At 46.6% G+C, this 26,558-nt stretch carries 31 protein-coding genes; 29 read left to right on the plus strand and 2 right to left on the minus strand.

The annotated features are described in order from the left end of the window. Position 1: 1 nt before the first annotated feature. From fabD to C7R93_RS30260, 27 genes are all read left to right on the plus strand, one after another. Positions 2 to 952: an ACP S-malonyltransferase gene (gene fabD / locus C7R93_RS11080; RefSeq protein ID WP_106838854.1), complete on the plus strand. Its 951-nt coding sequence runs from the start codon at positions 2 to 4 to the stop codon at positions 950 to 952. Next, positions 946 to 1,686 (plus strand): 3-oxoacyl-[acyl-carrier-protein] reductase, encoded by a 741-nt coding sequence (gene fabG, locus C7R93_RS11085; RefSeq protein WP_106838855.1) that lies wholly within the window; start codon positions 946 to 948, stop codon positions 1,684 to 1,686. The genes fabD and fabG overlap by 7 nt, the downstream gene beginning before the upstream one ends. Before the next feature lie 85 nt (positions 1,687 to 1,771). Beyond that, complete coding sequence (gene acpP / locus C7R93_RS11090) at positions 1,772 to 2,005, plus strand: acyl carrier protein (RefSeq protein ID WP_005834336.1); 234 nt, start codon at positions 1,772 to 1,774, stop codon at positions 2,003 to 2,005. A 139-nt stretch (positions 2,006 to 2,144) separates the two neighbouring features. After that, positions 2,145 to 3,386 (plus strand): beta-ketoacyl-ACP synthase II, encoded by a 1,242-nt coding sequence (fabF, locus tag C7R93_RS11095; RefSeq protein ID WP_106838856.1) that lies wholly within the window; start codon positions 2,145 to 2,147, stop codon positions 3,384 to 3,386. 54 nt (positions 3,387 to 3,440) lie between these two features. Then, complete coding sequence (gene rnc, locus C7R93_RS11100; protein WP_026043146.1) at positions 3,441 to 4,127, plus strand: ribonuclease III; 687 nt, start codon at positions 3,441 to 3,443, stop codon at positions 4,125 to 4,127. 259 nt (positions 4,128 to 4,386) lie between these two features. Then, a complete protein-coding gene (smc, locus tag C7R93_RS11105; protein ID WP_106838858.1) occupies positions 4,387 to 7,959 on the plus strand; it encodes a chromosome segregation protein SMC in 3,573 nt (1,190 codons plus the stop codon). Positions 7,960 to 8,004: 45 nt separating this feature from the next. After that, the gene (gene ftsY / locus C7R93_RS11110) at positions 8,005 to 9,012 is read left to right on the plus strand and encodes a signal recognition particle-docking protein FtsY (RefSeq protein WP_106838859.1); all 1,008 of its coding nucleotides are present in this window, start codon (positions 8,005 to 8,007) and stop codon (positions 9,010 to 9,012) included. Between the two features lie 143 nt (positions 9,013 to 9,155). Then, positions 9,156 to 9,494 carry a putative DNA-binding protein gene (locus C7R93_RS11115; protein WP_106838860.1) on the plus strand — a complete coding sequence of 113 codons (339 nt, stop codon included), beginning with the start codon at positions 9,156 to 9,158 and terminating at the stop codon, positions 9,492 to 9,494. 10 nt (positions 9,495 to 9,504) lie between these two features. Continuing rightward, positions 9,505 to 10,917, plus strand: a complete 1,413-nt coding sequence (gene ffh, locus C7R93_RS11120; RefSeq protein ID WP_106838861.1) for a signal recognition particle protein — start codon at positions 9,505 to 9,507, stop codon at positions 10,915 to 10,917. 113 nt (positions 10,918 to 11,030) lie between these two features. Further along, entirely contained in the window at positions 11,031 to 11,303 is a 273-nt protein-coding gene (gene rpsP, locus C7R93_RS11125) for a 30S ribosomal protein S16 (protein WP_007719713.1), read from the plus strand. A gap of 23 nt (positions 11,304 to 11,326) precedes the next feature. Continuing rightward, positions 11,327 to 11,554, plus strand: a complete 228-nt coding sequence (locus C7R93_RS11130) for a KH domain-containing protein (protein WP_007719711.1) — start codon at positions 11,327 to 11,329, stop codon at positions 11,552 to 11,554. 86 nt (positions 11,555 to 11,640) lie between these two features. Further along, a complete protein-coding gene (locus tag C7R93_RS11135; protein ID WP_106838888.1) occupies positions 11,641 to 12,078 on the plus strand; it encodes a YlqD family protein in 438 nt (145 codons plus the stop codon). Then, positions 12,075 to 12,602, plus strand: coding sequence for a ribosome maturation factor RimM (gene rimM, locus C7R93_RS11140; protein ID WP_106838862.1), 528 nt, complete (start codon positions 12,075 to 12,077; stop codon positions 12,600 to 12,602). Before C7R93_RS11135 ends, rimM begins: the two co-directional genes overlap by 4 nt. A gap of 12 nt (positions 12,603 to 12,614) precedes the next feature. Continuing rightward, a complete protein-coding gene (gene trmD / locus C7R93_RS11145; protein WP_106838863.1) occupies positions 12,615 to 13,346 on the plus strand; it encodes a tRNA (guanosine(37)-N1)-methyltransferase TrmD in 732 nt (243 codons plus the stop codon). A 167-nt stretch (positions 13,347 to 13,513) separates the two neighbouring features. Next, entirely contained in the window at positions 13,514 to 13,861 is a 348-nt protein-coding gene (gene rplS / locus C7R93_RS11150) for a 50S ribosomal protein L19 (protein ID WP_007719703.1), read from the plus strand. A 135-nt stretch (positions 13,862 to 13,996) separates the two neighbouring features. Further along, positions 13,997 to 14,560, plus strand: coding sequence for a signal peptidase I (gene lepB, locus C7R93_RS11155; RefSeq protein ID WP_106838864.1), 564 nt, complete (start codon positions 13,997 to 13,999; stop codon positions 14,558 to 14,560). 28 nt (positions 14,561 to 14,588) lie between these two features. Further along, complete coding sequence (gene ylqF, locus C7R93_RS11160) at positions 14,589 to 15,482, plus strand: ribosome biogenesis GTPase YlqF (RefSeq protein WP_007719698.1); 894 nt, start codon at positions 14,589 to 14,591, stop codon at positions 15,480 to 15,482. Between the two features lie 126 nt (positions 15,483 to 15,608). Continuing rightward, positions 15,609 to 16,385 carry a ribonuclease HII gene (locus C7R93_RS11165; protein ID WP_106838865.1) on the plus strand — a complete coding sequence of 259 codons (777 nt, stop codon included), beginning with the start codon at positions 15,609 to 15,611 and terminating at the stop codon, positions 16,383 to 16,385. A gap of 40 nt (positions 16,386 to 16,425) precedes the next feature. Further along, the gene (locus tag C7R93_RS11170) at positions 16,426 to 18,309 is read left to right on the plus strand and encodes a hypothetical protein (RefSeq protein WP_106838866.1); all 1,884 of its coding nucleotides are present in this window, start codon (positions 16,426 to 16,428) and stop codon (positions 18,307 to 18,309) included. Continuing rightward, complete coding sequence (locus C7R93_RS11175; RefSeq protein ID WP_106838867.1) at positions 18,306 to 18,599, plus strand: EscU/YscU/HrcU family type III secretion system export apparatus switch protein; 294 nt, start codon at positions 18,306 to 18,308, stop codon at positions 18,597 to 18,599. Before C7R93_RS11170 ends, C7R93_RS11175 begins: the two co-directional genes overlap by 4 nt. After that, a complete protein-coding gene (locus C7R93_RS11180; RefSeq protein WP_106838868.1) occupies positions 18,596 to 18,973 on the plus strand; it encodes a YraN family protein in 378 nt (125 codons plus the stop codon). Before C7R93_RS11175 ends, C7R93_RS11180 begins: the two co-directional genes overlap by 4 nt. 335 nt (positions 18,974 to 19,308) lie before the next feature. Continuing rightward, a complete protein-coding gene (locus tag C7R93_RS11185; protein WP_106838869.1) occupies positions 19,309 to 21,159 on the plus strand; it encodes an Ig-like domain-containing protein in 1,851 nt (616 codons plus the stop codon). A 96-nt stretch (positions 21,160 to 21,255) separates the two neighbouring features. Then, positions 21,256 to 22,032 (plus strand): nucleotidyltransferase domain-containing protein, encoded by a 777-nt coding sequence (locus C7R93_RS11190; RefSeq protein ID WP_106838870.1) that lies wholly within the window; start codon positions 21,256 to 21,258, stop codon positions 22,030 to 22,032. Between the two features lie 42 nt (positions 22,033 to 22,074). Then, positions 22,075 to 22,662 carry an NADAR family protein gene (locus C7R93_RS11195; protein ID WP_106838871.1) on the plus strand — a complete coding sequence of 196 codons (588 nt, stop codon included), beginning with the start codon at positions 22,075 to 22,077 and terminating at the stop codon, positions 22,660 to 22,662. A gap of 352 nt (positions 22,663 to 23,014) precedes the next feature. Further along, positions 23,015 to 23,206: a hypothetical protein gene (locus C7R93_RS11205; RefSeq protein WP_106838872.1), complete on the plus strand. Its 192-nt coding sequence runs from the start codon at positions 23,015 to 23,017 to the stop codon at positions 23,204 to 23,206. A gap of 208 nt (positions 23,207 to 23,414) precedes the next feature. Then, positions 23,415 to 23,960: an RNA 2'-phosphotransferase gene (locus C7R93_RS11210; protein WP_106838873.1), complete on the plus strand. Its 546-nt coding sequence runs from the start codon at positions 23,415 to 23,417 to the stop codon at positions 23,958 to 23,960. An 88-nt stretch (positions 23,961 to 24,048) separates the two neighbouring features. Further along, positions 24,049 to 24,195 carry a hypothetical protein gene (locus C7R93_RS30260; RefSeq protein WP_167402456.1) on the plus strand — a complete coding sequence of 49 codons (147 nt, stop codon included), beginning with the start codon at positions 24,049 to 24,051 and terminating at the stop codon, positions 24,193 to 24,195. A 49-nt stretch (positions 24,196 to 24,244) separates the two neighbouring features. Here the strand turns inward: C7R93_RS30260 and C7R93_RS11215 are convergent, their stop codons facing one another. Both C7R93_RS11215 and C7R93_RS11220 read right to left on the minus strand, forming a co-directional pair. After that, entirely contained in the window at positions 24,245 to 24,661 is a 417-nt protein-coding gene (locus C7R93_RS11215; RefSeq protein ID WP_106838874.1) for a hypothetical protein, read from the minus strand. A gap of 18 nt (positions 24,662 to 24,679) precedes the next feature. After that, positions 24,680 to 24,988: a hypothetical protein gene (locus C7R93_RS11220; RefSeq protein ID WP_106838875.1), complete on the minus strand. Its 309-nt coding sequence runs from the start codon at positions 24,986 to 24,988 to the stop codon at positions 24,680 to 24,682. Positions 24,989 to 25,184: 196 nt separating this feature from the next. Between C7R93_RS11220 and C7R93_RS11225 the strand changes: the two genes are divergently transcribed. Both C7R93_RS11225 and C7R93_RS11230 read left to right on the plus strand, forming a co-directional pair. Beyond that, positions 25,185 to 25,661 carry a DUF2716 domain-containing protein gene (locus C7R93_RS11225; protein WP_106838876.1) on the plus strand — a complete coding sequence of 159 codons (477 nt, stop codon included), beginning with the start codon at positions 25,185 to 25,187 and terminating at the stop codon, positions 25,659 to 25,661. Positions 25,662 to 25,935: 274 nt separating this feature from the next. Beyond that, the coding region (locus C7R93_RS11230) for a magnesium chelatase domain-containing protein (RefSeq protein WP_279629445.1) at positions 25,936 to 26,558 on the plus strand (623 nt) is incomplete at its 3' end.

The raw sequence follows: 26,558 nt of genomic DNA on the forward strand, positions 1-26,558 counted from the left end.
AATGGGTAAAGTAGCCTTTGTTTTTCCAGGGCAAGGTTCACAATTTGTAGGAATGGGGCAAGCGCTCTGTGAACAATCGGAAGCGGCTCGTCGCATATTTGAGCAGGCTGATGAAGCACTCGGCTTTTCCTTGTCGGGACTGTGTTTTGCAGGACCAGAAGAGGACTTGAAGCTGACAGCAAACACACAGCCAGCTATTTTGACAGCAAGTATCGCTGTTTTTGCAGCATTGAACGAAAAATTGCCTGACTATAAGCCTGCGTTCGTAGCGGGTCACAGCTTGGGTGAGTATTCTGCTTTGGTGGCAGCAGGGGCCTTGTCCTTTGCAGATGCAGTTAAAACGGTGCGAGCTCGTGGTCAGTTCATGGAAGAGGCAGTGCCAGCGGGACAAGGTGCAATGGCCGCTGTCTTGAACATGGATCGCTCGGCACTGCATGCGGTTTGCGAAGAAGTAACAGCATCTGGACATCCTGTTCAATTGGCGAACATGAACTGCCCAGGGCAAATTGTGATCTCTGGTTCTGCCGAAGGTGTGAAGCTGGCCGGTGAAAAAGCGAAGGAAGCGGGAGCGAAACGCGTCCTTCCATTGAATGTAAGCGGTCCGTTTCACTCGAGCCTGATGCAGCTGGCAGCAGATAAACTGCAAGCAGTTTTGGCTGGCGTTACGGTACAAGAAGCGATTGTGCCTGTAGTGGCAAACGTAACGGCTAGACCAGTGACTGAGGCTACAACGATTGCGGATCAATTGGTTCAACAAGTTTCCGCCCCTGTTTTGTGGGAGGATTCTGTACAATGGATGGTTGAAGCAGGAGTGACAACCTTTGTAGAAATCGGTCCGGGAAAAGTTTTGGCCGGTTTGATCAAGAAAATCGCACCAGCGGATACAACGATTATCTCTGTACAGGATATGGATTCGCTTACTGAGCTTTTGAACGGAGGGGTACTATGCTAACAGGAAAAACAGCACTCGTCACAGGTGCTTCGCGTGGTATTGGGCGTGCAATTGCATTGAAGCTTGCAGAAGCTGGCGCCAATGTAGTTGTCAATTATGCAGGTAGTGAAGCGGCAGCAAGTGAGACCGTTGCGCTTATTAAAGAAATGGGCCGCGATGCCATCATGATTCGCGCGAACGTTTCTTCTACAGAAGATGTCAACGACATGTTCAAAGCTGCTCTGGATCATTTTGGTGCGATCGATATTCTCGTGAACAATGCGGGAATTACTCGCGACAACCTGATCATGCGTATGAAAGAAGACGAGTGGGATGATGTGATTGCGACGAATCTGAAGGGTGTATTCAACTGCCTAAAGGCAGCGACCCGCCCGATGATGAAGCAGCGTTCAGGCAAAATCATCAACATCACTTCTGTGGTAGGTGTTTTGGGGAACGCAGGACAGGCTAACTACGTGGCAGCAAAAGCTGGCGTCATCGGCTTGACGAAGACAGCTGCTCGCGAGCTGGCTAGCCGTAACATCACGGTGAACGCTGTTGCACCAGGATTTATCGATACAGAAATGACCGCTGTACTGCCGGAGGATGTAAAAGCAGGACTGACTAGCCAAATCCCGCTTGCTCGTTTGGGACAAACAGATGATATCGCAGCTGTGGTGCTGTTCCTGGCCTCTGATGCAGCGAACTACATGACAGGTCAAACCCTGCATGTAGACGGCGGTATGTATATGTAAGAAGAAAACCTCAATCGAGCGTTTTCACGAAAACTGGTTTTTTGAAAGCTCATCCACTATAATACGGGAGAGGGGGTGAAGCAAGATGGCAGATACTTTGGAGCGTGTGAAGAAAATCATCGTCGATCGTCTGGGTGTAGATGAGTCCAAAATTACTTTGGAAGCTTCTTTCAAAGAAGACCTGGGCGCTGACTCCCTGGATGTGGTTGAACTCGTAATGGAACTCGAAGATGAGTTTGATTTAGAGATTTCCGACGAAGATGCTGAAAAGATCACTTCTGTTGGTGAGGTTGTTAAATACATAGAATCTCACAAGTAATTGATCTGTTGGAAGTCCCGTACCATACGGGACTTCTCCTTCAATGGCCACCTGTTACATATTCCAAACAAATACACGTTTTGCATGAAGTGAATGTAAGAAACTGACTGCTGGACTTTCATATAGAGGTGATTGCACAATGAAACGCAGAGTGGTGATTACGGGCGTTGGTGTCGTTTCTCCAGTGGGAAATGACGCGCAGACTTTTTGGAACAGCTTGCTGGAAGGAAAATCAGGCATTGACCGTCTGACTGCTTTTGACGCTTCTGATTATCCAACACAAATTGCAGGCGAAGTGAAAAACTTCGATCCTGAGCAGTATATGGACAAGAAAGATATCCGACGTACAGACCGATTCGTTCAGTTTGGATTAGCTGCTGCCAAAATGGCTGTAGAAGATGCAAAACTGGAGATCACGCCAGAAAATGCGGAACGAGTGGGTGTATACATCGGGTCCGGAATCGGTGGTCTGACTACATGGGAAGAACAGCATTCCGTATTGTTGGAAAAAGGACCGCGTCGAGTGAGTCCGTTCTTCATTCCGATGCTGATTGCAAACATGGCGTCTGGTGCAGTATCCATTCAATACGGTGCAAAAGGACCAACTTCCAGTGCGATTACCGCTTGTGCGACAGGTACAAATGCGATTGGTGATGCACTTCGTCTGATCCAGTTCGATCACGCAGATGTCATGATCGCAGGTGGGGCAGAAGCAACCGTGCGACCAATGGCATTTGCAGGCTTCTGCTCAGCGAAGGCGATGTCCACCAGTAACGATGAGCCACAAAAAGCAAGCCGTCCGTTTGACAAAGATCGCGATGGCTTCGTTATGGGTGAAGGCGCTGGCGTTCTGATCCTGGAAGAGCTCGAGCATGCAAAAAAACGTGGAGCAACGATCATCGCGGAAGTCATTGGTTACGGGATGAGTGCAGATGCTCACCATATTACTTCTCCATCTCCAGGTGGCGAAGGAGCAGCACGTTGCATGGCAAGCGCTCTGAAAGACGCTGGCGTAGACCCATCTGAGGTAAACTATATTAATGCACATGGTACCTCCACTGGCCAAGGCGATATCGCAGAAACACAAGCAATCAAGAGTGTGTTTGGCGAGCATGCCTACAAGCTGGCTGTCAGCTCGACCAAATCGATGACAGGCCATCTGCTGGGTGCTACAGGTGGTGTCGAGGCAATCGCGACGGCATATGCGCTGCGTGATCAAGTACTGCCTCCAACAATCAACTTGGAAAACCCGGATCCAGAATGTGATCTGGACTATGTTCCAAACCATGCGCGCAAGGCGACCGTCAATGTGGCTGTTTCCAATACATTTGGATTCGGCGGTCACAATGCAACGGTAATCCTGAAGCGATACGAAGCATAAATGAGCCCTACTGAGAGAAAAAGTAGGCAGTCTCCTGGAATGGTGGTGAGGGTGATGAATTTTGCACAGCTGCAAGAAACGATAGGCTTTCGCTTTCGCGATGAAAGTGTTTTGCGGCAGGCATTCACCCATTCTTCCTACGTGAACGAGCAACGCGGCAAACGAATATCAGACAATGAGCGGCTGGAGTTTTTGGGGGATGCTGTGTTGGAATTGACCGTCTCCCAGTTTTTATATAAAACTTTTCCGAAGATGAGCGAAGGGGAAATGACGAAGCTGCGTGCGGCCATTGTCTGTGAACCTTCTCTCGTCAAGTTTGCTGAACTGTTGAATTTTGGCGATCTCGTATTGCTGGGAAAAGGGGAAGAGCTGACAGGAGGACGTCAGCGACCAGCCTTGCTAGCGGACGTTTTTGAGGCATTTGTAGGTGCGCTTTACTTGGATCAGGGGTTGGATGCTGTCTTTTCTTTTATGGAAAAATACGTTTACCCGCGCATCGACAAGGGAGAGTTTGCCCAGGTAACCGACTTCAAGAGCCAGTTGCAGGAATTTGTTCAACAAGACAATCTGGGAGACATCCATTACCGAATTGTAGAAGAAAAAGGACCAGCTCATAATCGAGAATTCGTATCTGAGGTGCTTTTGAACAATCGTTCGCTTGGCATCGGCTCTGGCCGCTCCAAAAAGGAAGCGGAACAGCAAGCTGCTGCACGAGCGTTGGTCAAGCTGGGGGATAAATAATCACTCGTCAGCGAGAAGGGCTGCATCATCTGCTACAAGATGGTGCAGCTTTTTTCTTTCGAGTGGGAAACATAGGGAAAATACTGCGAGATGACCGCTATCTATGATACACTTACCTACAGATGACCATGTAGGCTCGTAGTAGGTAGCTCCTGTTCGATGCAGGGGCTTCTTTTCGGGTACCATCCGATCCTTGCATGTTTGAAATCTGTCAGTTTGGCAGGCAGTCTTGGATGGTTTCTTAAGGAGGACCGTAAGTATGTATTTGAAACGCCTGGAGCTGGCTGGATTCAAGTCCTTTGCCGATCGCACGGAATTGGAATTTGTACCAGGGGTAACAGCCGTAGTTGGACCGAATGGTAGTGGGAAAAGTAACGTTTCTGATTCGATCCGCTGGGTGCTGGGGGAACAGAGCGCGAAGTCGTTGCGTGGAGCGAAAATGGAAGACATTATTTTCGCGGGTAGTGACAAGCGCAAGCCAGTGAATTTCGCAGAAGTGACACTCACCTTGGACAACACAGATCGTTCACTCGATGTGGAATATTCGGAGGTGTCCGTTACCCGCAGAGTGTATCGTTCTGGTGACAGTGAGTACTACATAAACAACAGATCCTGCCGTCTAAAAGACATCATGGAGCTGTTCATGGATACCGGGCTGGGAAAAGAAGCGTATTCCATTATCGGTCAAGGAAAAATTGAGGAAATTCTCAGTACCAAGTCCGAGGATCGCCGTGGAATATTTGAAGAAGCAGCCGGAATCGTCAAATACAAAACACGTAAGCGCGAGGCAGAGAAAAAGCTCGATGACACCGAGCAAAATCTGGTGCGCATTCACGATATCGTCAGTGAAATTACGGAGCAGATCGGACCTTTGCAGGAGCAGGCAGAAACAGCCAAGACGTACAAGGAGCTTCATCGCAAGCTGATTGAGCATGAAGTAGCTCTTTACGTGCAGCAAATTGAAGCAGCTCATACGAAGTGGGAAGCAGCCACAGGACGCGTAGAGGAACTCAAGCACCTGTTAATCGGACAAACGACCGAAGCATCCAAGCAAGATGCTGATTTGGAGCAAGCGCGTTTTCATGTCACTCAAATTGACCAATCTATCGAAGAGCTGCAACAAGTACTTTTGACAGTCAGTGAAGAGACTGAGAAAGTCGAGGGGCAGCGTGAGGTATTGCGGGAGCGTATGCGCAATCTCAATGCCAATCGTCAGCAAACGATGGAGCAGATGCATCGGATTACTGAGAAGCAGCACGGTCTTGAGGCAGAACTGACAGAAGAACAAGAGCGGGCCAAGGAAGCGGATCGTCGAATGACAGAAGCCCACGCTTCGTTGCAAGAAGCAGAAGGTCAATTTTTTTCCATGGTGCAATCACTGACAGATGATGTAGAGCGTTTGAAGAGTGATTACTTTGAAAAACTCAATGAAATGGCGAATCTGCGTAACGAAAATCGCCATCAAGAGCAGCTTCTCAAGACAAGCGAGGCAAGAGTTGAACGTCAGTTGTCTGGAAAGAAACAGCTCGATCAGGAAGAAGAGCAGCGACAAGCTCAGCTGAGCCAGCTCCAAGATCAACTGGAGAAGATCGTTTCTACCATTCAAGAAACAGCCGTTAGATACAAAGAGCTGGTCGAAGGCATGCGCGAAGGACAAGCCCGCCTCGAAACAGCCCGTCGAGAGCTGCGTCACTGGGAACAAAAGCGGGAAGCCGCGAAGTCGCGTTTTGACATGTTAAAAGAAATGCAGTCGGAGTTCGCAGGGTTTCAGCAAGGGGTAAAAGAAATTTTGAAAGCACGCGAGCGGGGCTTCAAAGGGATCCATGGAGCGGTCGCTGAGCTCGTTGTCGTTCCACAGCAATACGAGACAGCGATGGAAGTCGCATTGGGTGGCGCCCTGCAAAACGTCGTTGTGGACAACGAAGCATCGGGTCGTGCAGCCATTGCTCACTTGAAGCAGCACAATGCAGGGAGGGCGACATTTCTACCGCTCGATGTCATCCGTCCTCGCACCTTGCAGGCAAGCGATAAGCGCCTGCTGGAAGGGGAGAGCGGAGTCGTCGGTATCGCGAGTGAGCTCGTGACCTTTGAGGAAGCGTACCGCCCAATCCTAGAAAGTCTTTTGGGCAGCGTCATTATTACGGAAAAGCTGGAGCAGGCAAACCGTGTCGCTCGTACTCTTGGCTACCGCTATCGCGTCGTGACGCTAGAAGGCGATATCGTGAATGCTGGTGGTTCCATGACCGGGGGGGCCTTGAAAAAGAACAGCACGAACCTGCTTGGACGTAACCGTCAATCAGAAGAGCTGGAAGCGCAGCTGGTAGAAATCGAGCAGGCAATTTCTGGACATACTACTCTAATGGAGCAGCTAACGAAGGAACTGGCGCAAATGGAGCAGGAGCAAGAAGCTCTGCGTACAGAAGGCGAGAGTCTGCGACTGAAAGAACAGGAAGTAAAAGGGCTCTTGCAGCAAAAAGATTCGGAAGGCAGATCCTTGGGCGAGCGAGCAAAGCTTGTTGAACAAGATATTGAAGGCTATCGCCGCGAGATGGAAGAAGCCAAGCGCAAGCAAGAGCAGCTCCAAGCCTCTCTGACTGCCATGGAGCAAGAGGAAAAAGAGCTCGGTGCGCGGATTGCAGAAGCAGAGGCGAAACGCCAGGAGCAGCTCGAATCCAAAGAAGAAATGAATCAAAAAATAACCAGTCTCAAAGTACTGAATGCACAGGTCAAGCAAGAGTATCAATCACGCTTGGAGCAAACCGAACGCTTGCAGGAGCAAAAAAGCCAGTTGCAGCACGAATGGGAAGAACAAAATGCGAACTTGGCATCTCTTGATGAGCTGGAGCGTACGAACGAATCGTCCGGGCTTGAACTGGATCAGCGCATTAGCGAACTGCGACAGGATAAAGACCGTGTAGCTGGCTTGATTCAAGAACGGCGAAGTGAGCGGGCGACTCTCTTTTACAAACAGGAGCAAGTGGAACAGCAGGTGAAGGAAATCCGCCGCGAGGTTAAATCGCTCGAGGAAAAGCTTCATCAGGAAGAAGTAAAAGTCAACCGCAATGAGGTAGAGCTCGATCATCTGTTGAATAAACTCTCCGAAGAATACGAAATGAGCTACGACCTGGCGAAGCAAAAATATCCGGTACGTGGCGAGATTCAGGAAGAGACACAAGTGGTCAATCGTCTCAAAAAGCAGATTGGGGCACTTGGCACTGTGAATCTCGGCGCGATTGAGGAATATGAGCGCTTGTCCGAGCGTCAGCAGTTCTTAAGCTCGCAGGAAGCTGATTTGAATGAAGCAAAAGACATGCTCTATCAAGTGATTCAAGAAATGGACGCTGAGATGTCGCGCCGCTTCAAAGAAACATTTGATGCGATCTCGGAGCAATTCCGCGACGTGTTTGTCCAACTGTTTGGAGGAGGACGCGCAGATCTCGTACTGTCCAACCCAGATAACCTGCTTGAGACGGGTATCGATATCGTGGCACAGCCACCTGGCAAGAAGCTGCAAAATCTTGCGCTCTTATCCGGGGGCGAACGTGCGTTGACTGCAATGGCCTTGCTATTTGCCATCCTGCGTGTGAAGCCAGTACCATTCTGTGTATTGGATGAGGTAGAAGCCGCTTTGGATGAGGCAAACGTTAACCGTTTCGCCGAGTACATGCACCATTTCAGTAACCAGACCCAATTTATTTGCGTCACACATAGAAAAGGCACCATGGAGAGCGCAGACGTGCTCTACGGTATCACGATGCAGGAGGGCGGCGTGTCCAAACTTGTCTCCGTGAAGCTAGAGGACAGTGACAATTTTATCGAATCAGCCTCGTAAACGGATTTGCCATTCAATTGATATTACCCGCAAAGGAAGATGAATATGAGTTTTTTCAAGCGCCTTCGTGATACTATTGTCCAAAAGTCCGAAGAGGTCACCCAGAAGTTTACGGATGGCCTGGCGAAAACGAGAGACCTGCTAGTAGAAAAAGTAGAGGATCTCGTACGTCGCTATAAAAAGATCGACGATGACTTTTTCGATGAATTAGAAGAAATCTTGATTACGTCCGATGTTGGCGTCAATACCGTGATGGAGCTCATTGACGACCTGCGGACAGAAGTACGCAAGCAAAAAATCGAGAATGCGATCGATCTGCAGCCAATTCTCTCAGAAAAACTGGTTGCCCTTTTGAAAAATGATGATGCTGCGGATACGACTCTGAACGTAGAGGACGGTCGCCTGAACGTCATTTTGTTCGTAGGGGTAAACGGAGTAGGGAAAACGACCACGATCGGTAAAATGGCGCATATGTTCAAGCAGCAGAATAAAAAAGTACTGCTGGCAGCGGGTGACACGTTCCGCGCGGCAGCGATTGAACAGCTGGAAGTCTGGGGAGAGCGCGTAGGTGTCGACGTAATCAAGCAGCAGCAAGGCTCTGATCCGGCAGCAGTAATCTACGATGCGATTCAGGCAGCGAAATCCCGACAGGTCGATGTGCTGTTGTGCGATACTGCAGGCCGCTTGCAAAACAAAGTCAATCTCATGGAAGAGCTGGCGAAGGTTCACCGCGTATTGCAGCGCGAATTGCCAGGAGCTCCGCACGAGGTCCTGCTAGTTTTGGACGCTACGACTGGGCAAAATGCGCTTTCACAGGCGAAAACGTTTGGACAGTCTGCTGGTGTAACAGGTTTAGTCCTGACCAAACTGGATGGTACAGCAAAGGGCGGTATCGTCATTGCGATTCGCAACGAGCTGAACATTCCTGTGAAATACGTCGGTTTGGGTGAAAGAATGGATGACTTGCAGCAGTTTGATCCCGAGCAATTTGTGCATGCCCTGTTTGCTGGATTGATTCAAAAAGATGAAACAGAACAGCAGGAAAACGCGTAAAAACATAGTGTTTCGATGATGAAAAAATGATGTCAATAAAAAACCTTGACACTAGGTGTGGAATTAGGTACTATAATCTACGTGCTGTAAAGAAAAAGTCTTTACAGTTTGAATCGAGTACCTCATAGCAAAGGATTGGTTTCATGTTAGAAAAGACCAATCAAGTCAACCTCTTGTTTGACTTTTACGCGCCGCTACTCAAGGGCAAGCAGCGAGAATATCTTGAGCTGTACTATCTGGACGATTTATCGCTCGGAGAAATTGCCGAGATGCATGAAGTTAGCCGCCAAGCTGTTTATGATCATATTAAGCGGGCAGAGAAGCAACTGTTTGAATACGATCAGAAGCTTCACCTCGCCGAACGTCATGAAAACCGCATGGCAGTGTTGAATCGCATGACTGAGCTTGTGACTGAGCTGTCGGAGAGCGAGACAAGAGACGAGCTGAACACTTTGCTCCACCAACTGTCAGAGATGGATTAGGAGGGCTCGCATGGCGTTTGAGAGCTTAGCCAATCGGCTGCAAAACGCGTTTGACAAACTGCGCGGCAGAGGGAAAATAGACGAGACCATCGTGAATGAAGCGATGCGTGAAGTTCGTCTAGCCTTGCTGGAAGCAGACGTTAACTTTAAAGTAGTAAAAGACTTCGTTGCTCGCGTCAAGGAGCGCGCAGTCGGTCAGGAAGTCATGAAAAGCCTGACTCCTGGTCAAATGGTGATCAAAATCGTGAATGAAGAGTTGGTCGCTCTGATGGGTGGCAACGTCGCTCAGCTCACGATGGCGAACCGACCGCCGACTGTCATCATGATGGCAGGTCTGCAAGGGGCAGGTAAAACGACCACAACTGGTAAGCTGGCGAAGTACTTGCAAAAGCAAAACCGCAAGCCGCTTCTGGTAGCGGGAGACATTTACCGTCCTGCTGCGATCAAGCAGCTTCAGGTTTTAGGGGATCAACTAAATGTTCCCGTCTTCACTCTCGGTGATCAAGTCAGTCCTGTCGATATCGCTCGCCAAGCGATTGAACATGCGAAGACGAATCATCTCGACGTAGTTCTCATCGATACTGCAGGTCGCCTGCACATTGATGAAGCACTGATGGACGAGTTGAAACAGATTCGCGAAGTAACCAAGCCCGATGAGATTTTGCTCGTCGTGGATGCGATGACAGGTCAAGATGCCGTCAATGTAGCAGAGAGCTTTAATAGCCAGCTCGAACTGACTGGTGTGGTTCTCACAAAGCTCGACGGTGATACCCGAGGCGGTGCGGCACTTTCCGTCAAAGCTGTCACTGGCAAGCCGATCAAATTCGCGGCGATGGGTGAAAAGCTTGATGCGCTTGAACCGTTCCATCCGGATCGCATGGCTTCCCGTATCTTGGGTATGGGTGACGTGCTCAGCCTGATTGAAAAAGCACAGGCATCCGTGGATGAAGACAAAGCACGCGATATGGAACGCCAAATGCGTCAAGGTGAGTTTACCTTCGACATGTTTCTGGATTCCATGCAGCAGCTTCGTAACCTGGGTCCTTTTGAAGACATTCTCGGCATGCTGCCAGGAATGAACAAGATGAAGGGCAAAATGAACGTGGATGAGAAGCAGATTGCCCGCGTTGAAGCGATCGCCAAATCCATGACCAAACAAGAGCGCGCTAATCCTGATTTATTGAATGCCAACCGTCGCAAGCGCATCGCAAGCGGAAGTGGAACAAGCATTCAAGAAGTCAATCGCTTCCTCAAGCAATTTGAGGAAATGAAAAAGATGATGAAGCAATTCTCAGGCGCTGCTGACAAGATGGTCAAGAAGTCGAAGAAAAAAGGCTTAGGATTACCGTTCATGGGTAAAGGCGGAGGCAACAACCAAGGCGGGATGAACTTCCCCTTTAACTTCAAACCACCGTTCAAGTGAGTAGGCATGATCTCTTCGCGACACTGACTTGTCAGCTGGCCGCGATGGTTCAGATATAGTAGCACCAACGCAGATGCTCTTCTAGCGTTGATTAATACAGGAGGTGACACAACATGGCAGTAAAAATCCGTCTGAAGCGTATGGGTTCCAAGAAAGCTCCTTTCTACCGTGTAGTAGTAGCTGACTCTCGTTCCCCTCGTGATGGCCGTTTCATTGAAGAAATCGGTTACTATAATCCGGTTGCACAACCGGCAGTGGTGAAAATTGATACCGACAAAGCGGTACAATGGATCCTGAATGGTGCAGCTCCGACTGATACCGTTCGTAACCTTCTCTCCAAAGAAGGCGTTATGGCTAAAGTGCACGAAACCAAATACGGCAAATAAGTCGGTCATCTGGAGGTTTGATGATGAAAGCGCTGGTCGAAACGATCGCTAAAGCTCTCGTCGATCATCCGAATGAGGTTCGTGTTAACGCAGTGGACAAAGAGCGAACCCTCGTCTTTGAATTGTCGGTGCACCCTGATGATATGGGGAAGATTATTGGCAAGCAAGGTCGAATCGCGAAAGCCCTGCGCACGGTCGTGATCGCTGCTTCCGTGGAAACGGACAAGCGTGTCACGGTTGAAATTGTATGAGAAAAGGCTGGGAGCTTTCCCAGTCTTTTTTCTAGTATCCAAGATGCTCATAATCCATGATGCTTTTTCCGAAAGGAGTGGCGAAGGTGCTTACTATATTTCGGACAGTACAAGTCAAACTGATCATTACGGAAACATCACGTGCTGCTCTCATTGATCAGTACAGCCAGAGACTTCGTTTGCAGCGTAAAGAGTGGGAGCAGTGGCAGTTTCAATCGAAAAAGCTTTTAACCGAGGCGAAGAAAAAGTCTGCGGATACATATGCATTGGCGCAAGAAAAAATCGCGCAGGAAGAGCGTCGACGCAAGGAAAAAATAGATAACCTGACATATACTCTCCAGCAGGTAGAGAATCTCCCAGAGGGTAGCGAGATCGATTACCAGACTGTTCAAAGCCCTGTCACGATTCAAGAGGGCGATGTATGGGATGAAATAATGTCCGGAACGGAAATCATGATAAAAGATGGCCTGGTGCATGAGATTCGGTTACAAACGAATAATGGGAACAAAGAAAAGGAGGAATGAACACGTTGAGCCAAAATAGTTTTTACGGAGTAGGCAAACTGGTTAATACGCATGGCCTGCGTGGTGAAGTGCGTGTAACACCAACGACTGACTTTGCAGATCAGCGTTTTCGCAAAGGAAATGAGCTGTACTTGTTCCATCCGACACTTAGTGAGCCGCTAAAATTGAAAATCGCTTCTCGCCGCTCTCATAAAAATTTTGAAATTGTGAGCTTTCATGGCTATGAGCATATTAACGATGTCGAGAAGTACAAGGGCGGAGAGTTGAAAATTCCAGAGGAAGCGTTGATGGAATTAGAAGAGGACGAGTTCTACATTCATCAGCTCGTCGGATGCGTTGTGGTAACCGACGAGGGCGAAGAACTGGGAAAAATCGTGGATGTCATGCAGCCAGGAGCAAACGATGTGTGGGTAGTGAAGGGGAAACGCGGAGAAATTCTGCTGCCGTACATCGATGAATGCATCAAGGAAGTGGACATCGCGAACAAACGTGTGGTCTGCCATCTGATGGAAGGCTTGCTGTAGGAGGAACTTCAGATGCGGATCGATATTTTTACGCTCTTTCCCGAAATGTTTACAGGTGTTTTGTCCAGCAGCATTTTGGGAAAGGCAAACGAAAGAGAACTGGTTGATTTTCACGTCACCAATTTTCGCGATTTCTCTGAGAGCAAGCACGGTACGGTAGACGACACCCCTTATGGCGGTGGCGGAGGAATGGTCTTGAAGCCAGAGCCGTTGTTCCGGGCCGTAGAAGCCTTGACGGGAGAGAAAAAACCCCGAGTGATTCTAATGTGTCCACAGGGTGTGCCTTATCATCAGAAGCTGGCAGAAGAGTTGGCACAAGAAGAACATCTTGTCTTCATTTGCGGTCATTATGAAGGGTACGACGAGCGAATTCGGGAGCATCTCGTCACAGATGAAATTTCGATTGGCGACTACGTTCTGACAGGGGGAGAGCTTGCGGCGATGGTGGTCATTGACAGTGTCGTTCGTTTGCAACCAGGAGCGTTGGGCAACCAGACGTCAGCTGTCGAAGATTCCTTTTCAACGGGACTGCTCGAATACCCTCATTACACAAGACCGGCTGAGTTTCGTGGCTGGAAGGTGCCAGACGTACTGTTGTCGGGGCACCACGCCAATATTGAAAGCTGGCGGTTAAAAGAGTCGTTGCGTCGAACAAAAGCACGGCGTCCAGATTTGTTGGAAAAGCTTGCGCTGACAGCTGAAATGAAAAAGCTATTGGCTGAATTGGAACAAGAAAAAAAGTAGGGAACAAATAGGAGAAGAGTCTTGTTGTTTTGTGCCTACTGTGTTACTATATTTCTTGTGGCAATTTTGCCCGCTGACTAAGGCGGTCCGCTACTCGTAACGCAGCCTAAGCGGCTGGACCTATGGGTTAGACGAGTAAGAACGTCTATCGGAAGGAGGAAATTCAAATGAACCAAATTATCCGTGAACTGGAAAAAGCGCAATTGAAACAGGACATTCCTGCGTTCCGACCTGGTGACACTGTTCGTGTACACGTTAAGGTTATCGAGGGTCAGCGTGAGCGTATCCAGCTGTTCGAAGGCGTATGCATTCGCCGTCGCGGTACAGGTGTCAGCGAAACATTTACTGCTCGTAAGATTTCTTACGGCGTAGGTGTTGAGCGTACATTCCCAGTACACACGCCTAAGATCGACAAGATCGAAATCGTGCGTCATGGTAAAGTACGTCGCGCGAAACTGTACTATCTGCGCGATCGCGTAGGTAAAGCAGCTCGTATTAAAGAAATTCGTCGATAAGCGTAACGCTTAGAAAGAGGACTGGCCTGCTTGCCAGGCCTCTTTTTTCCATTTAAAGATAGGAAATAAAATAGTTCATCTTGACATATGTTACAGCTAAAGGTTGGACGAGCTTTCATGGGAGGATCGTAAGTCATGAGCGAAGAAATAACCTCCAGTCATAAGAAGAAAAATGAACTATGGGAATGGATAAAGGCACTTGGGATCGCCTTAGTCTTGGCGTTTATCATTCGTACCTTTTTGTTCGCCCCGTTTATTGTAGAAGGCGAATCCATGGAAAGTACATTACATAATAGCGAAAAATTAGTGGTAAACAAGGCTATTTACTTTTTGCAAGATCCAAAGCCTGGTGAAATCATCGTGTTCCATGCTGAAAAGGAGCGGGATTACATCAAGAGAGTCATTGCTGTTGAGGGTGATACAGTTGAGGTCAAAAGCGATCAGCTGCTGGTCAATGGCAAAGTGGTAGAGGAACCGTATCTTGCACAATTAAAAGAACAAGCGAAGCAGCAGGGAGAACCGTTCTTTACCCACGATTTTCCCCCAGTCCAAATACCAGCAGATCATATCTTTGTGATGGGCGACAACAGGTTGAACAGTCATGACAGCAGAGCCATCGGTCCTGTTGCCGTCAGTACGCTCGTTGGTAGAGCTGAATTTACATTTTGGCCGGTTGCGGGAATTCGCTTGACAAGATAACGCAAAGCTTCAAGGTAGGTGAGACATCATGACGATCCAATGGTTTCCTGGCCATATGGCTAAAGCACGTCGTCAAGTAACGGAAAAGCTAAAATTAATCGATGTAGTCATTGAGCTTCTGGATGCACGTCTGCCGCTTTCCAGCCGTAATCCGATGATTGACGAGATTGTCAGTGATAAACCACGTTTGATATTACTTAACAAAGCAGATTTGGCGGATGAACGGGCAACAGATGAGTGGATTGCTTATTTTCGCAAACAAGGCATTCGCACATTGCCGATTGATGCCCTGAGTGGAAAAGGTGTCAGCAAGCTGCCAGAAATGTGTAAGGAGCTAGCTGCTGACATGCTGGCAAAGCGCAGTGAGCGGGGGATGCAAGGGCGTGCCATCCGCATCATGATCTTGGGAATCCCCAATGTCGGGAAGTCTTCCCTCATAAACCGTTTGTCCAAGCGCTCCGTAGCGGCAACAGGTGATCGTCCAGCGGTAACCAAGGCGCAACAATGGGTAAAAATGGGCGATACACTAGAGCTGCTCGATACACCTGGTATTCTTTGGCCGAAATTTGAAGATCAGATGGTAGGTCTGCGATTGGCGGCAAGCGGCGCAATTAAAGACGAGCTCATTGATTTTACGGAGGTAGCATTATTTGTCATCAGCTACATGATGCACTACTATCCGGAACGCCTGATCGAACGCTTCAAGCTAAAAGAATTGCCTGAGGATCGGGTAGAAATGCTCGAAGAAATCGGGAAGAAGCGCGGATGTCTCGTTTCTGGCGGAAATATCGACTACGACAAGGCAGCGGAAATTTTCCTGCGTGAGCTGCGTTCCGGCAAGCTGGGAACGATCTCTGTCGAGCGCCCGATTGACTGGGAAATGGACGAACCGATTGGTAAGCCAGTATCTTTCCCAGAATAAGCTTTTCAGCCATCAAAAACCTGTCTATCGACATATACGGTAGGCAGGTTTTTTACTATGAGAGGATGTTCATAAAGCCGTCTTTTTGAACTGGCACTTTGAGGATCAGTAAGGAGAAATGAGTCAATGAATCTAGCGGATATGTCGATAAAAGAAATACGAGTGAAGATGGAAAAGTTGGACGAGGTACCCAAAGATTTTTTACAATTGCTGAAAGAAGATAAAAGAGCGGGTGTACAGACTCTCGCGAAGCAGGCCGAGGCAGCGATTACACGTCAAGAAAAGCTAGCACAGATGTGGGCTGACATGACCGTATATGAGAAAGCCATGCTTGATAAGGGGCATCAATACATATTCGGGGTAGATGAAGTCGGAAGAGGACCATTGGCTGGTCCGGTTGTCGCGTGTGCCGTGTGCCTGCCCAAGGATTTTTACTTGCCAGGCCTGAATGACTCGAAGAAGATACCCGTATCTACTCGGGAAGCTTTTTGCGAAATCATTCAAAGAGATGCACTTGCTGTGGGAATCGGAATTGTCGATGCAGCAAGAATCGATGCGATCAATATATTAGCTGCAACAAAAGAGGCAATGAAGCTGGCGATCCAACAGGCAGGTAAAGCGCCAGATGCTTTACTGATTGACGCCGTGCAGCTAACCGGGATGGATTGCGAGCAGGTTCCGATTATCGGGGGAGATGCCAAGAGTGTCTCGATTGCAGCCGCATCGATCGTAGCGAAGGTCACCCGAGATCGATTGATGGCCCAGTATGCCGAACAATATCCAGCCTATGGCTTTGACAAACACGCAGGCTACGGCACCCCTGAGCATCTGGTAGCAATCGCTCGATTTGGACCTACTCCGATTCATCGCAAGACATTCACTGGCGTAAAAGAACACGCCTAAAAAGTGCTAGTAACATATTGCTTATAGGAGGAGGATCTGCATGTTTTCCCCGTCGCAACTTATTCAATCATTCGTGCAAAAAGCACCCATATCCGCTCCGAAGCCGGTTGAGCTTACTCCCGGACAAGTGTTTAAAGGCACGGTAATAAAGCATTACCCGGACAATATGGCGCTCGTACAAGTCGGGGGAATGCAGGTTCAGGCTAAAATGGAAGCAAATCTGGAACCGGGCCAAAAAGCTTGGCTGCAGGTCCAGCCATCAACTGGTGTCGTTACGTTGAAGGTTTTGGAAAGCGTCGGGGAAGGAACTGGCAAAGACGCATCTCTAGAAGGGCTGATGCGGTCACTTGGGATTGTTGATACGAAAGAGAACAAAGCGATCGTGCAAGCTCTATTGGGTTCAAATCTTCCTGTCAGTAAGGAAACCATACAAGCTTTTTCAGCAGTTGCTGGGCGATTAGGCGTAGACAATGCCACCATTGAGGCGTTCATGACTGCCATGAAACGAAATCTGCCGCTTACTCCCGATACGATTGCAGGGCTCAAAGCTTTTTTATCAGACAGGCCGATGGGTCAGCTGATACAAAACCTGCTGCAGCAAGCCACGCTCTTTTTAGATAACGAGGGACAGTCTTCACAGACGGCGGCTGGTACATTGCCGCAAAGCCAATCACAACAAGTACCCGGACAAGCCAATGCAGCAACAGGAGATGTCAAACAGCTCGTTAGTCAGTTAAAAGAAAAATTGACGGGACTCTCTTTACTCATCACGGGAAACGCAGACAAGGGACTGGCAGTCAAACAAATGCCACAAGGGACCGAGCCCAATCAAAGTGCTTCGCAGAACGCGACTGGAGGAAGCCAAACTCAGCCGTTGCCTGCGAAGAGTGGTCAGCCTTTATCGCAAGTGCAATCCACACCTCAACCATCAATGCAGACTTTCAGTAATACACCATCACAAGCTGTTTCAGCAAGTGCTCCCACAGAGACAGTCCCTGGACCAAACGCTGCCGGTAAGCAGGTAGACTCGCTCCAAAGGGACATGACCGGAAAAAGTAATCAGTTGGTACCTAACCAGACCAGTGGTCCAAGCGTCGAGTCAAAAATGGTTCGAAATGAGCCATTGACCATTCCTCAGTCATCACAGATGAATCAGGAGCCGATCCAAAACAAGCAGATGGCAGAGCAAAGGGCGGTAACGACAGATGGAGGGCAAAAAGTCATTCCACAAATGGTGTCTCAAGCATCTGGTGCAGTGAACAACTCCACATCTGCTAATCCGATTGCTGAATTGTTTCGTCATTTAGGTGTAACCCACGAGAGAGAATTGATGGGCCAGGCATTTTCACAAGGGTCGATCGATTCCCATTCAGTAAAGCAGATGGATACAGTCAAATCCCTCTTGCTGCAAATCAGTCAAACGCCAGCTCAGGCACTTCCAACGGCCTTGCGTGAAGCGGCAGATCAACTACTGCAACAAGTGACCGGACAACAGTTGATGATGGTACAGCCCTCTAACCAAGCTTTGTCTCAAATCGTTTTGCAAATTCCGATTCGCCAAGCGGAGGGGGATGAGACGGCTTTTGTCCAAATTGAGTCGAAAAAGCAAGGCTCGGGACAGCTTGATCCGGAGAACTGTCGTCTTTTCTTTCATTTGGAACTCCAAAGTATGGGGACAACCATGATAGATGTAAGTATCGTAAATCGAATCGTTAACTTGCAAATTTTTAACGATACACCATGGGTTGAAGCACTCATTCAAGGGTCCAAAGACCGTTTTGCTGACCAATTACAGGATGTTGGTTACCATCTATCTGCTATGAGGGTCCAGCCAGTCCCGGCCGAGCGCGGCAAGTCGACTGGTCCGATCCAAGCCAAAGGCCCGATTCTGGCTGACTATAAAGGGGTTGACCTTCGCGTATGAAGCCGGCATCCTCTTCAGAGCAAAAACGCAAACAGGCTGTTGCGCTAAAATACCAGGCGGGTATCATGGAAGCGCCAAAGATTGTGGCAAAAGGCAAGGGGTACGTGGCTGACAATATACTGAAGACAGCAAAGGAGCATGATATACCGGTACAGGAGGACCCATCACTCGTAGAGGTTTTGGGCAAACTGGATTTGGATCAACAAATTCCTCCCCAGCTGTATCAAGTTGTGGCAGAAATTCTTGCTTTTGTCTATCGCATTGATAAAGGCGGAGGAACCCAAAAATGAGCGATCGCCGCCGTCTTCTTGGTCAAAGAGGAGAACAGCTTGCTGAAAGTTATTTAGTGAGCAAGGGGCTCCGCATTGTCGATCGAAATGTGCGAACAAAACGTGGAGAAATGGATTTGATCGCGCTAGACGGAAACTGTTTGGTTTTCATTGAGGTCCGAACGAGGAGCAGCCAATTTTATGGAACAGCGAGCGAGTCCATTACTTGGAAGAAGAAACAGAAACTGCGCGAGCTTGCTATCGAATACTTGCAAAAAAACGCACAGCCAATTCCAGCGTTTCGTTTTGACGTCATCGCGATTTTCACCGGTGCATCAACGCAAGGTGGAGACTTCATGAAGCCAGTCATTGAGCATTATGAGAGTGCTTTCTAGGAAAAACGGGCTCCTGACCACGAATATATTGGGGATATGTCTACAGCATCAGTCGCAGAGCCAGCGTACTATGTACTGTACTCGACGCGATGAAACTCCTCCAAGCATCAACATTCGCTTTCCGGCTCAAAAGCTGGGAAGCATTTTTTTTTGATGAAACGGATCTATTCGTTCAGACAAGCCTATAACTGGCATTGTTTTTGCTTTTGAATTCGGTTTATTAACAATCGTTTGAAAGAAAAACAAATGTTTTTCAAAAAAATAGCGGATTTGGTGTGACATTTTTCCATCTCATTCGTCAATACAAGTATAGGAAATAATTTGGAGGTAAAAACATGAAAAAGATGAAAAGTAACTTAATGAAAAACGTCTCCTTAGCGGTTGCAACTATTTGTACTGTTCAATTTTCAGTGACAGGTATTGCTTCAGCACAAGTCGTGACACCACAACCTCTAGAAGCTTATAGCGTAGTAGCAAGCTCAGTTTCTAATGGCTTGAAGGCAAGCGTAAGCTCGGTGAATGTCACGATTGGAGATTCAGAAACCATTCGCCTTACTTATAATGGCAGTCCTATCGATAATGCATTGGTCGATTGGGAAATTGGCAGCTCCAGCATCGCTTCTGTCAGCAATGGCGTGGTGTACGGTAAGAAAGTAGGAACGACTGTTGCTACAGCTAGATACAACGGTTATCGAGTTACAGTTAGAGTGACTGTTGACAGAGCTCAGACTCTCGAAGCAACGAAAACAGAGGTTTCTGTTAAAAAAGGCAAAAAAACAAACGTTAGTTTGAAATTTGCAGGCAGCAGTCTCCCTGGATCAAGAGCGACTTGGAAAACCGCGGATAAAACTGTCGCAACTGTTGACGATGGTGAAATTAAAGGTGTAGGACAAGGAAGCACAGTCATTACTGCTAGCTACAAAGACCAAGAAGTAGAAATCCGGGTTGATGTTGAAGGCGGAAATTCAGATGGTAAGCTGGAAGCAGATGTTACCAAGCTGAAAATGGAAAAAGGCGATAAAGAAACGATTAAGTTGACATATGACGACGATAAACTTTCTGGTTCAAAAGCAACCTGGAAAACTTCGAAGTCCTCTGTAGCAACTGTAAACGATGATGGTGTTGTTACTGCAAAAGGCAAAGGTACAGCAACGATCACTGCAAAATACAAAGGCTACGAAGTAGAGGTTGAGGTTTACGTAGATACAGACAGTTCTGGTAAACTGGAAGCAGATGAAACCAGCATTTCTTTGAAAAAAGGCGACAGAGACACGATTCAGCTAACTTATGATGATGAAAGATTGTCTGGATCAAAAGCAACATGGAAAACATCCAACTCCAGCGTGGCAACTGTTGATGATGGTGTCGTTACGGCAAAAGGCCAAGGAACAGCTACCATTACAGCATCATACAAAGGCGATAAGGTCGAAATTCGTGTAAATGTCGATTACAACAACTCTGGTAAATTGGAAGTAAACGACAGCACGATCTCCTTGAAAAAAGGGGAAAGAGAAACCGTAACATTGAAATATGATGGTTCTAGCATTGGTAACTCGAGTGCATCTTGGTCCACATCCCGATCCTCAGTAGCAACAGTGAGCAGCTCTGGTACGATTACAGCAACAGGTAAAGGTAAAGCTACCATTACTGCTCAATACAAGGGCGAAAAAGTAGAAATTGAAGTGACTGTCGATAGCTCCTCAGGAATGCTGGAAGCAGACGATACGAGCGTCACCTTGAAAAAAGGCGAGAGAGAAACTGTAAAACTGAGATATGATGGCGACACAATTAGCAATTCAAAAGCGTCTTGGAAAACCTCTAAATCTTCCGTAGCAACTGTTACCAGCAGTGGTACCATTACAGCAAAAGGTAAAGGTACGGCAACCATTACAGCTACGTATAAAGGCGAAAAAGTTGAAATTGAAGTAAAAGTTGACAGCAAAAGCTCAGGCAAGCTGGAAGCAGATGACACAAGCATTACCATTAAAAAGGGTGACTCCGAAAAGATCAAACTCACCTATGATGGCGATGACATCAGCAGCACTAAAGCGAAATGGAAGTCCAATAAATCATCCGTAGCGTCAGTATCCAGCAGCGGTTCGGTAAAAGGTAAAAAGAAAGGTAAGGCCACTATTACAGCTGAATACAAAGGCTATGAAGTGGAAATCGAAGTAACGGTAAAATAATGGATGACAGGAAACTCGCTGAATCGTAACTGATTCAGCGAGTTTTTTTCCAAAAGAAAGGAAATCCTGTTACTTGTTGAAGAGGAGGAATGAGTCATGAGAGAGACTATCTTGGAAAAATTAAAAGAAATCGAACAAGCGCATGGCTTAAAAATATTGTTTGCTGTTGAATCAGGAAGCCGGGCATGGGGATTTCCGTCAAAAGATAGTGATTATGATGTACGTTTTGTCTATGTGAAGAAACCGGAATGGTATTTGTCCATTGACGAGAAACGGGATGTTGTAGAAGTACCAATCAATGACCTCTTAGATATAAACGGCTGGGATATTCGAAAAGCCCTCAAGCTATATCGAAAATCGAATCCGCCCCTACAAGAATGGCTTGTGTCAGATATTGTTTATCTCGATACGCTAGGCTTTCGAGATGAGCTGGTAAGGTTGCAAGGGGAAGTATTTTCGCCAAAGGCTTCTTTGTATCATTATCTCAGTATGGCAAAAGGAAATTTTCGGGACTATCTGCAAGGTGAGCAAGTCAAAATCAAAAAATACTTTTACGTGTTACGCCCGATTCTCGCTTGTATCTGGATTGAAACGTATCATACGAATCCCCCGATTGGATTTGATCGGCTAGTTGCAGAGCTGATAACGGATTCGACGCTAAAAGGTAAAATTTCTGAGCTGCTCCAAAGAAAAATAGCTGGCGATGAGTTGAACCTGGAGCCAAGAATCGAAGAGCTTCACCACTTTATTGAGGATCAAATTGAGCGTCTGACTGCACTGACTAGCCAATATACAAATGATCTGGCGGACCCAACAGATAAGCTGGATGAAATATTTCGGAAGTATTTACAGAAGGCGTGGAATCTCAGCTAGGCATCATCGGAAAGTATGTTAGCGATGGAGGTATAGGCATACATGGAAGATCACATTCGAAAACATATCAAGCATCCTATCGAAATACACATTTATGAACCGGATAAACCGTACGGGTGTCTCTCCAATTTCTCTCGTCATCCAATAGAGTTAGAAGGGAAAATATGGCCAACAACCGAGCACTATTTTCAAGCAAAGAAATGTTCAGGGACCATCGATGAAGAAGAGATCATGTGTAATGCTTTACAAGCAAAAGTAGAACAGTACCCTGTCATTCGTGAAATTCTTCTCTCCACTGGGGACGCGACCCTGATCGAACGTACGGAAGATGACGCTATCAGGATGGGAGACAGCGAAAGTGGTGATCAAAATAATCTGGGAAAATTGTGGATGGAAGTACGTGAAAGCCTAGAGGAGTATCAACCGCATTTCTATTTGCCACCATGGATAGTGTTTCCAGAAGAGCATCCTTATAGTTTGTTTTGGCGGATGGGATTTGGTGAGGACTATGTCATGCATTATTGGCCATGGTTAGAGAAAAGGAGCGAGAATGCCAGGAAAGAGTATGACGCTTATTTTCCGGTACCAGAGGAATGGAAGTTTGAAGATTTGGATGAGGAGGAAGAATGAAGCTACTGTTCATTTGCAGCAGAAATAAATGGACGTATCAAGGTAACAGGTGGTCTTATCGGCTGGGCTGATCTCATTTTTTGTAGGGAGAAAAACATGTAAGGCGGTTACAAGAAAAGTTTAGCTCGGAACTGATGGATAAAAGGATCATTTGCTTGGGCATTCCTGATGAATACATGTACATGGATGAGGAGCTGATCGAGATATTAAAATCGAGTGTTTCCGCATATGTAGAGATTCCGGATTAAGCTGTTAGTAGCTGTTGTCGATGTATACTCGATTATTTTGTATAATGGGGATGATATGGCTCGATGGCACTATCCATACTTATCGTAAAGTGAGGACTTTCACCATGAAGAAAAAACTAGTACTGGTTCTAGATGTTGAAATAGCAGACAAAGCGGATATGCAGGAACTGGCCGATTCTATGTCTACAGCGATTCAATCCGTGGAAGGGATTGCCTTACAAGACCTGGTTATGTTTGATAACGATGAAAACAATGCGGACAAGCTAATTGCGAACATAAAAAAACAAATGTCCTAAAAAGGGGAGCAGTCTTGTGTTTTTCGTTTATGTTCTGGCTTACCTAATTGTTGCGCTCCTCTATGGATTTTGGACGATGAAAAGCGGACAGCTATGGGTTCGAGTAACAGGAAATTTCATCGTTCACTTATTTATTGCTGCAATAGTGAGTCTCGGTTACTTTTTTGCATAAAAGAAGTGGCTATGACCTGTAATGGGAGATGAGTGTATGGATTATCAAAAATTAAGTAAAGAATTGTCCTATGCGCTTCGTCATGCACCCCATGAATACGAGCTTGAGTTAGACGAACAAGGATGGGTTCCTATCAATCAATTGCTTTTGTCACTTCATGAACAGCGCAAGTGGCGAGCGGTTACCGAAAAAGATTTACATACGATGATTACGTTATCAGAAAAAAAGCGCCATGAGATCAACCAAGGCAAAATTCGAGCCCTCTATGGACATTCAGTGCCACAAAAGATTCAAAAGGAAGAAAAAGAACCACCTGCGTATCTTTTTCATGGCACGCCGCAAAGATTCCTCGATTCTATTTTGGCTAGCGGGCTTGTTCCAAAAGGAAGACAGTACGTGCATCTGTCTGAAGACGTCCAAACAGCACAGCAGGTTGGGAAAAGACGAGATGATCATCCCGTACTTTTGCGAATCGATGCGAGGCAAGCTTGGCAAGACGGCGTGAAGTTTTACCATGGAAATGAGCTCGTGTGGTTAGCAGATCACGTGCAAAAAGAGTACATATCTGTCTATCAGAAGTAGGTCGATTTGCTCAAGAAAGAACATCGCAGCATGAGAAAAGACTCGCATTCGATTGCGGGTCTTTCTTATTATCGGAGGTAAAAACGGTATGGAATTGTTGTTTGCTATTTTACTGATGGCAGGACTTTTTGCGATCTACGACGCGATTCGGAAGCTGAACCAGAACGTCATAACGCAGGTGGATCAAAACCAGCGGATCATTGAACTACTGAATGAACTGAAGAGAAAGCAGTGAGGATATTAGGGTGACTGAGCTCAAGTGCGCAGCTGTCACGATAGGGTATTCATGGAGTGATGGTGAACGGTTTTTTTACATATTCCGCATGATGATTACCAGAGTGGTAGTAAACTTCTCCAGCGACTTTACGTAAAACGGCTACATATTTTGGAATTAGGACCTCGAGGACATAATCCGAATTGTATTTGTCTTGTTCGTAGTCGATGAGTGGAAAATCACTAATCAGGAGTAAACTGTAATTACATCCATCTGGTACGGTTCTGTCCCATTCCTGAAGATTTTCAGAAAGGTACGGCCAAGATATATTGATCTGAATATGGTCCCGATCATAAGTCCAGGACCAGCGATTATCGTTTTCCCCATCAAATTCAAATGGTTTCAGCAATAATACACGTTCTAAATCGTTGGATAAAGTAATGAGGTCCAGGTCGCTGTAAAAGGAAATGCGTTCAAAAATTCTCAATCCAGTTCACCTTTCTTCTTACGCTTTTTCGTAAAGATAAAGGATACCCTCGTCGATCGACCAACCACGTAATGAATGCCTCCAATCGCTTGTTTGCGAGGGTAAGTATTTTTCGAGATCATGTAAGATTTTTTCCCAATCTGGATCACTATCATTAATCTCAATGGACTCCCCGTATACCAAGTCAAAAACGAGGTAACCCATTTCATATTCAATACAATCGATCTTATAGTAAGAGACACTGTATACTTCGTCCCAGTCGATATGAAAAGGTTTAGCATGTTCGTAGTGGATGGAAATTTGATGGCGATCCACAGAAAAAATCAACTAAAACCAACTCCTTACCTGTTTAATTGCAGTATACCTGTTGGAGTGAGAGGTTTCCATAAATGTATGGAGGAATGGATAGTCCGTTCAAAAATGGAAATCAATGTGCTTTACAAGTAATGGCCTGTATTTTCTCCTAGTTATTAGAAAGATAAAATGATTGATATATCAATAATTTATCTAGAGGAGATGTAAAATGAAAAATTGGGTTCCATTGTCGGATGAGCAATATCGTCTAGTGTGGGGTAAATTTTATAAGGATTTCAATTTCAAACCAAGTATCCATAGCAGTGATTGGCCTTCCTATCGTTTACCGATTCCTTTTGTTTCTTTTGATATTACCGAATATACGGATGACGATATCGATGATCTTGAGGAGAAGTGTATTACCAATTTTAGAGCGGTGACAGAGTCTGACAAATATATCTATGCACTTGATTGGCAACACCAATCCTACCTCTACAATCCGCATCTAGAGAATGGTAATGCAAGTGGAAGAATAGGGTTTTACCCAGATGGTGATTATTACTTCTTTTTGAATAAAGATTTTAAGTGGGGATACTTAGGGCATCCCTGGGAGCAATCCATTAGTATTTTTGGAGAAGAACTGATTCATCAGTTTGAAATGAATAGACCAACTATATTTGGGAAGATAGTGCGTAGTAATCGATGAAGTATTAGTCTAATTAGTGCGATATCTAAAACAACATGGTAGCTGGATGCTAGATTCCATTTTTATTTTACAAGCGTTTTTTTACAAGATTACTACTATGCCTCTTGATCAATGATTAAGAGGTTTTGTTTTTTTATATGGAATTGGTAGTAGGTAATTAGAACTATTTCTCGGATTATATTTACAAATTTCGATAAACGTTTTGGCAAAAGCTCCAATTTACTTGCCCACCCCCTCTATCTTTTCCTACCCTATAACCAGAGGGGGAGAGGACATGTACGCATGCAGTTATTCAGGCACTGTGCTAGGCATTGACGGTATGGTAGTCACTGTAGAAACAGACATAGCCAATGGGTTGCCTCAATTCGATTTGGTCGGACTGGGCGGTTCAGCAGTAAAAGAAGCGAGAGATCGTGTTCGTGCTGCTTTACGCAACGCAGGCTACGACTACCCAATGCAGCGAATCACTGTCAACCTTGCACCAGCAGACCAGCGCAAGGAAGGCTCAGGCTTCGACCTTGCTATTGCCTGTGGAATTTTACTCGCCTCGAAGCAAATGCACCCCAGACAGGAGCGAATCCTCGTTTTAGGAGAATTGGCATTAGATGGCTCTCTCCGCCCTGTAACGGGTGTACTTCCCATCCTGCTAGAAGCCAAAAATGCAGGATTTACCCACGTGATTCTCCCCGAACAAAATGCAGCGGAAGCACGGCTCGTCGACATTACCGTATTGCCTGCGAGTAATCTGGAAGAGGCTGTGAACTACTGGAAAGAAGGACTTCATTGTAAAAACTCAGACTTATCTTTTCACGAAACACAAACAGGCAAGATAAATGTCAACCAGCTGCCTCCTGACTTTGCCAATGTTTACGGACAACACTTTGTAAAACGTGGCTT

This window comes from Brevibacillus fortis (assembly GCF_003013395.1).
Lineage (GTDB): Bacteria > Bacillota > Bacilli > Brevibacillales > Brevibacillaceae > Brevibacillus > Brevibacillus fortis.

What these genes read in the sequence shown, in the direction of transcription:
- fabD (WP_106838854.1), top strand. Translation starts at nt 2, where the DNA reads ATGGGTAAAGTAGCCTTTGTTTTTCCAGGGCAAGGTTCACAATTTGTA.
- fabG (WP_106838855.1), top strand. Translation starts at nt 946, where the DNA reads ATGCTAACAGGAAAAACAGCACTCGTCACAGGTGCTTCGCGTGGTATT.
- acpP (WP_005834336.1), top strand. Translation starts at nt 1,772, where the DNA reads ATGGCAGATACTTTGGAGCGTGTGAAGAAAATCATCGTCGATCGTCTG.
- fabF (WP_106838856.1), top strand. Translation starts at nt 2,145, where the DNA reads ATGAAACGCAGAGTGGTGATTACGGGCGTTGGTGTCGTTTCTCCAGTG.
- rnc (WP_026043146.1), top strand. Translation starts at nt 3,441, where the DNA reads ATGAATTTTGCACAGCTGCAAGAAACGATAGGCTTTCGCTTTCGCGAT.
- smc (WP_106838858.1), top strand. Translation starts at nt 4,387, where the DNA reads ATGTATTTGAAACGCCTGGAGCTGGCTGGATTCAAGTCCTTTGCCGAT.
- ftsY (WP_106838859.1), top strand. Translation starts at nt 8,005, where the DNA reads ATGAGTTTTTTCAAGCGCCTTCGTGATACTATTGTCCAAAAGTCCGAA.
- C7R93_RS11115 (WP_106838860.1), top strand. Translation starts at nt 9,156, where the DNA reads ATGTTAGAAAAGACCAATCAAGTCAACCTCTTGTTTGACTTTTACGCG.
- ffh (WP_106838861.1), top strand. Translation starts at nt 9,505, where the DNA reads ATGGCGTTTGAGAGCTTAGCCAATCGGCTGCAAAACGCGTTTGACAAA.
- rpsP (WP_007719713.1), top strand. Translation starts at nt 11,031, where the DNA reads ATGGCAGTAAAAATCCGTCTGAAGCGTATGGGTTCCAAGAAAGCTCCT.
- C7R93_RS11130 (WP_007719711.1), top strand. Translation starts at nt 11,327, where the DNA reads ATGAAAGCGCTGGTCGAAACGATCGCTAAAGCTCTCGTCGATCATCCG.
- rimM (WP_106838862.1), top strand. Translation starts at nt 12,075, where the DNA reads ATGAACACGTTGAGCCAAAATAGTTTTTACGGAGTAGGCAAACTGGTT.
- trmD (WP_106838863.1), top strand. Translation starts at nt 12,615, where the DNA reads ATGCGGATCGATATTTTTACGCTCTTTCCCGAAATGTTTACAGGTGTT.
- rplS (WP_007719703.1), top strand. Translation starts at nt 13,514, where the DNA reads ATGAACCAAATTATCCGTGAACTGGAAAAAGCGCAATTGAAACAGGAC.
- lepB (WP_106838864.1), top strand. Translation starts at nt 13,997, where the DNA reads ATGAGCGAAGAAATAACCTCCAGTCATAAGAAGAAAAATGAACTATGG.
- ylqF (WP_007719698.1), top strand. Translation starts at nt 14,589, where the DNA reads ATGACGATCCAATGGTTTCCTGGCCATATGGCTAAAGCACGTCGTCAA.
- C7R93_RS11165 (WP_106838865.1), top strand. Translation starts at nt 15,609, where the DNA reads ATGAATCTAGCGGATATGTCGATAAAAGAAATACGAGTGAAGATGGAA.
- C7R93_RS11170 (WP_106838866.1), top strand. Translation starts at nt 16,426, where the DNA reads ATGTTTTCCCCGTCGCAACTTATTCAATCATTCGTGCAAAAAGCACCC.
- C7R93_RS11175 (WP_106838867.1), top strand. Translation starts at nt 18,306, where the DNA reads ATGAAGCCGGCATCCTCTTCAGAGCAAAAACGCAAACAGGCTGTTGCG.
- C7R93_RS11180 (WP_106838868.1), top strand. Translation starts at nt 18,596, where the DNA reads ATGAGCGATCGCCGCCGTCTTCTTGGTCAAAGAGGAGAACAGCTTGCT.
- C7R93_RS11185 (WP_106838869.1), top strand. Translation starts at nt 19,309, where the DNA reads ATGAAAAAGATGAAAAGTAACTTAATGAAAAACGTCTCCTTAGCGGTT.
- C7R93_RS11190 (WP_106838870.1), top strand. Translation starts at nt 21,256, where the DNA reads ATGAGAGAGACTATCTTGGAAAAATTAAAAGAAATCGAACAAGCGCAT.
- C7R93_RS11195 (WP_106838871.1), top strand. Translation starts at nt 22,075, where the DNA reads ATGGAAGATCACATTCGAAAACATATCAAGCATCCTATCGAAATACAC.
- C7R93_RS11205 (WP_106838872.1), top strand. Translation starts at nt 23,015, where the DNA reads ATGAAGAAAAAACTAGTACTGGTTCTAGATGTTGAAATAGCAGACAAA.
- C7R93_RS11210 (WP_106838873.1), top strand. Translation starts at nt 23,415, where the DNA reads ATGGATTATCAAAAATTAAGTAAAGAATTGTCCTATGCGCTTCGTCAT.
- C7R93_RS30260 (WP_167402456.1), top strand. Translation starts at nt 24,049, where the DNA reads ATGGAATTGTTGTTTGCTATTTTACTGATGGCAGGACTTTTTGCGATC.
- C7R93_RS11225 (WP_106838876.1), top strand. Translation starts at nt 25,185, where the DNA reads ATGAAAAATTGGGTTCCATTGTCGGATGAGCAATATCGTCTAGTGTGG.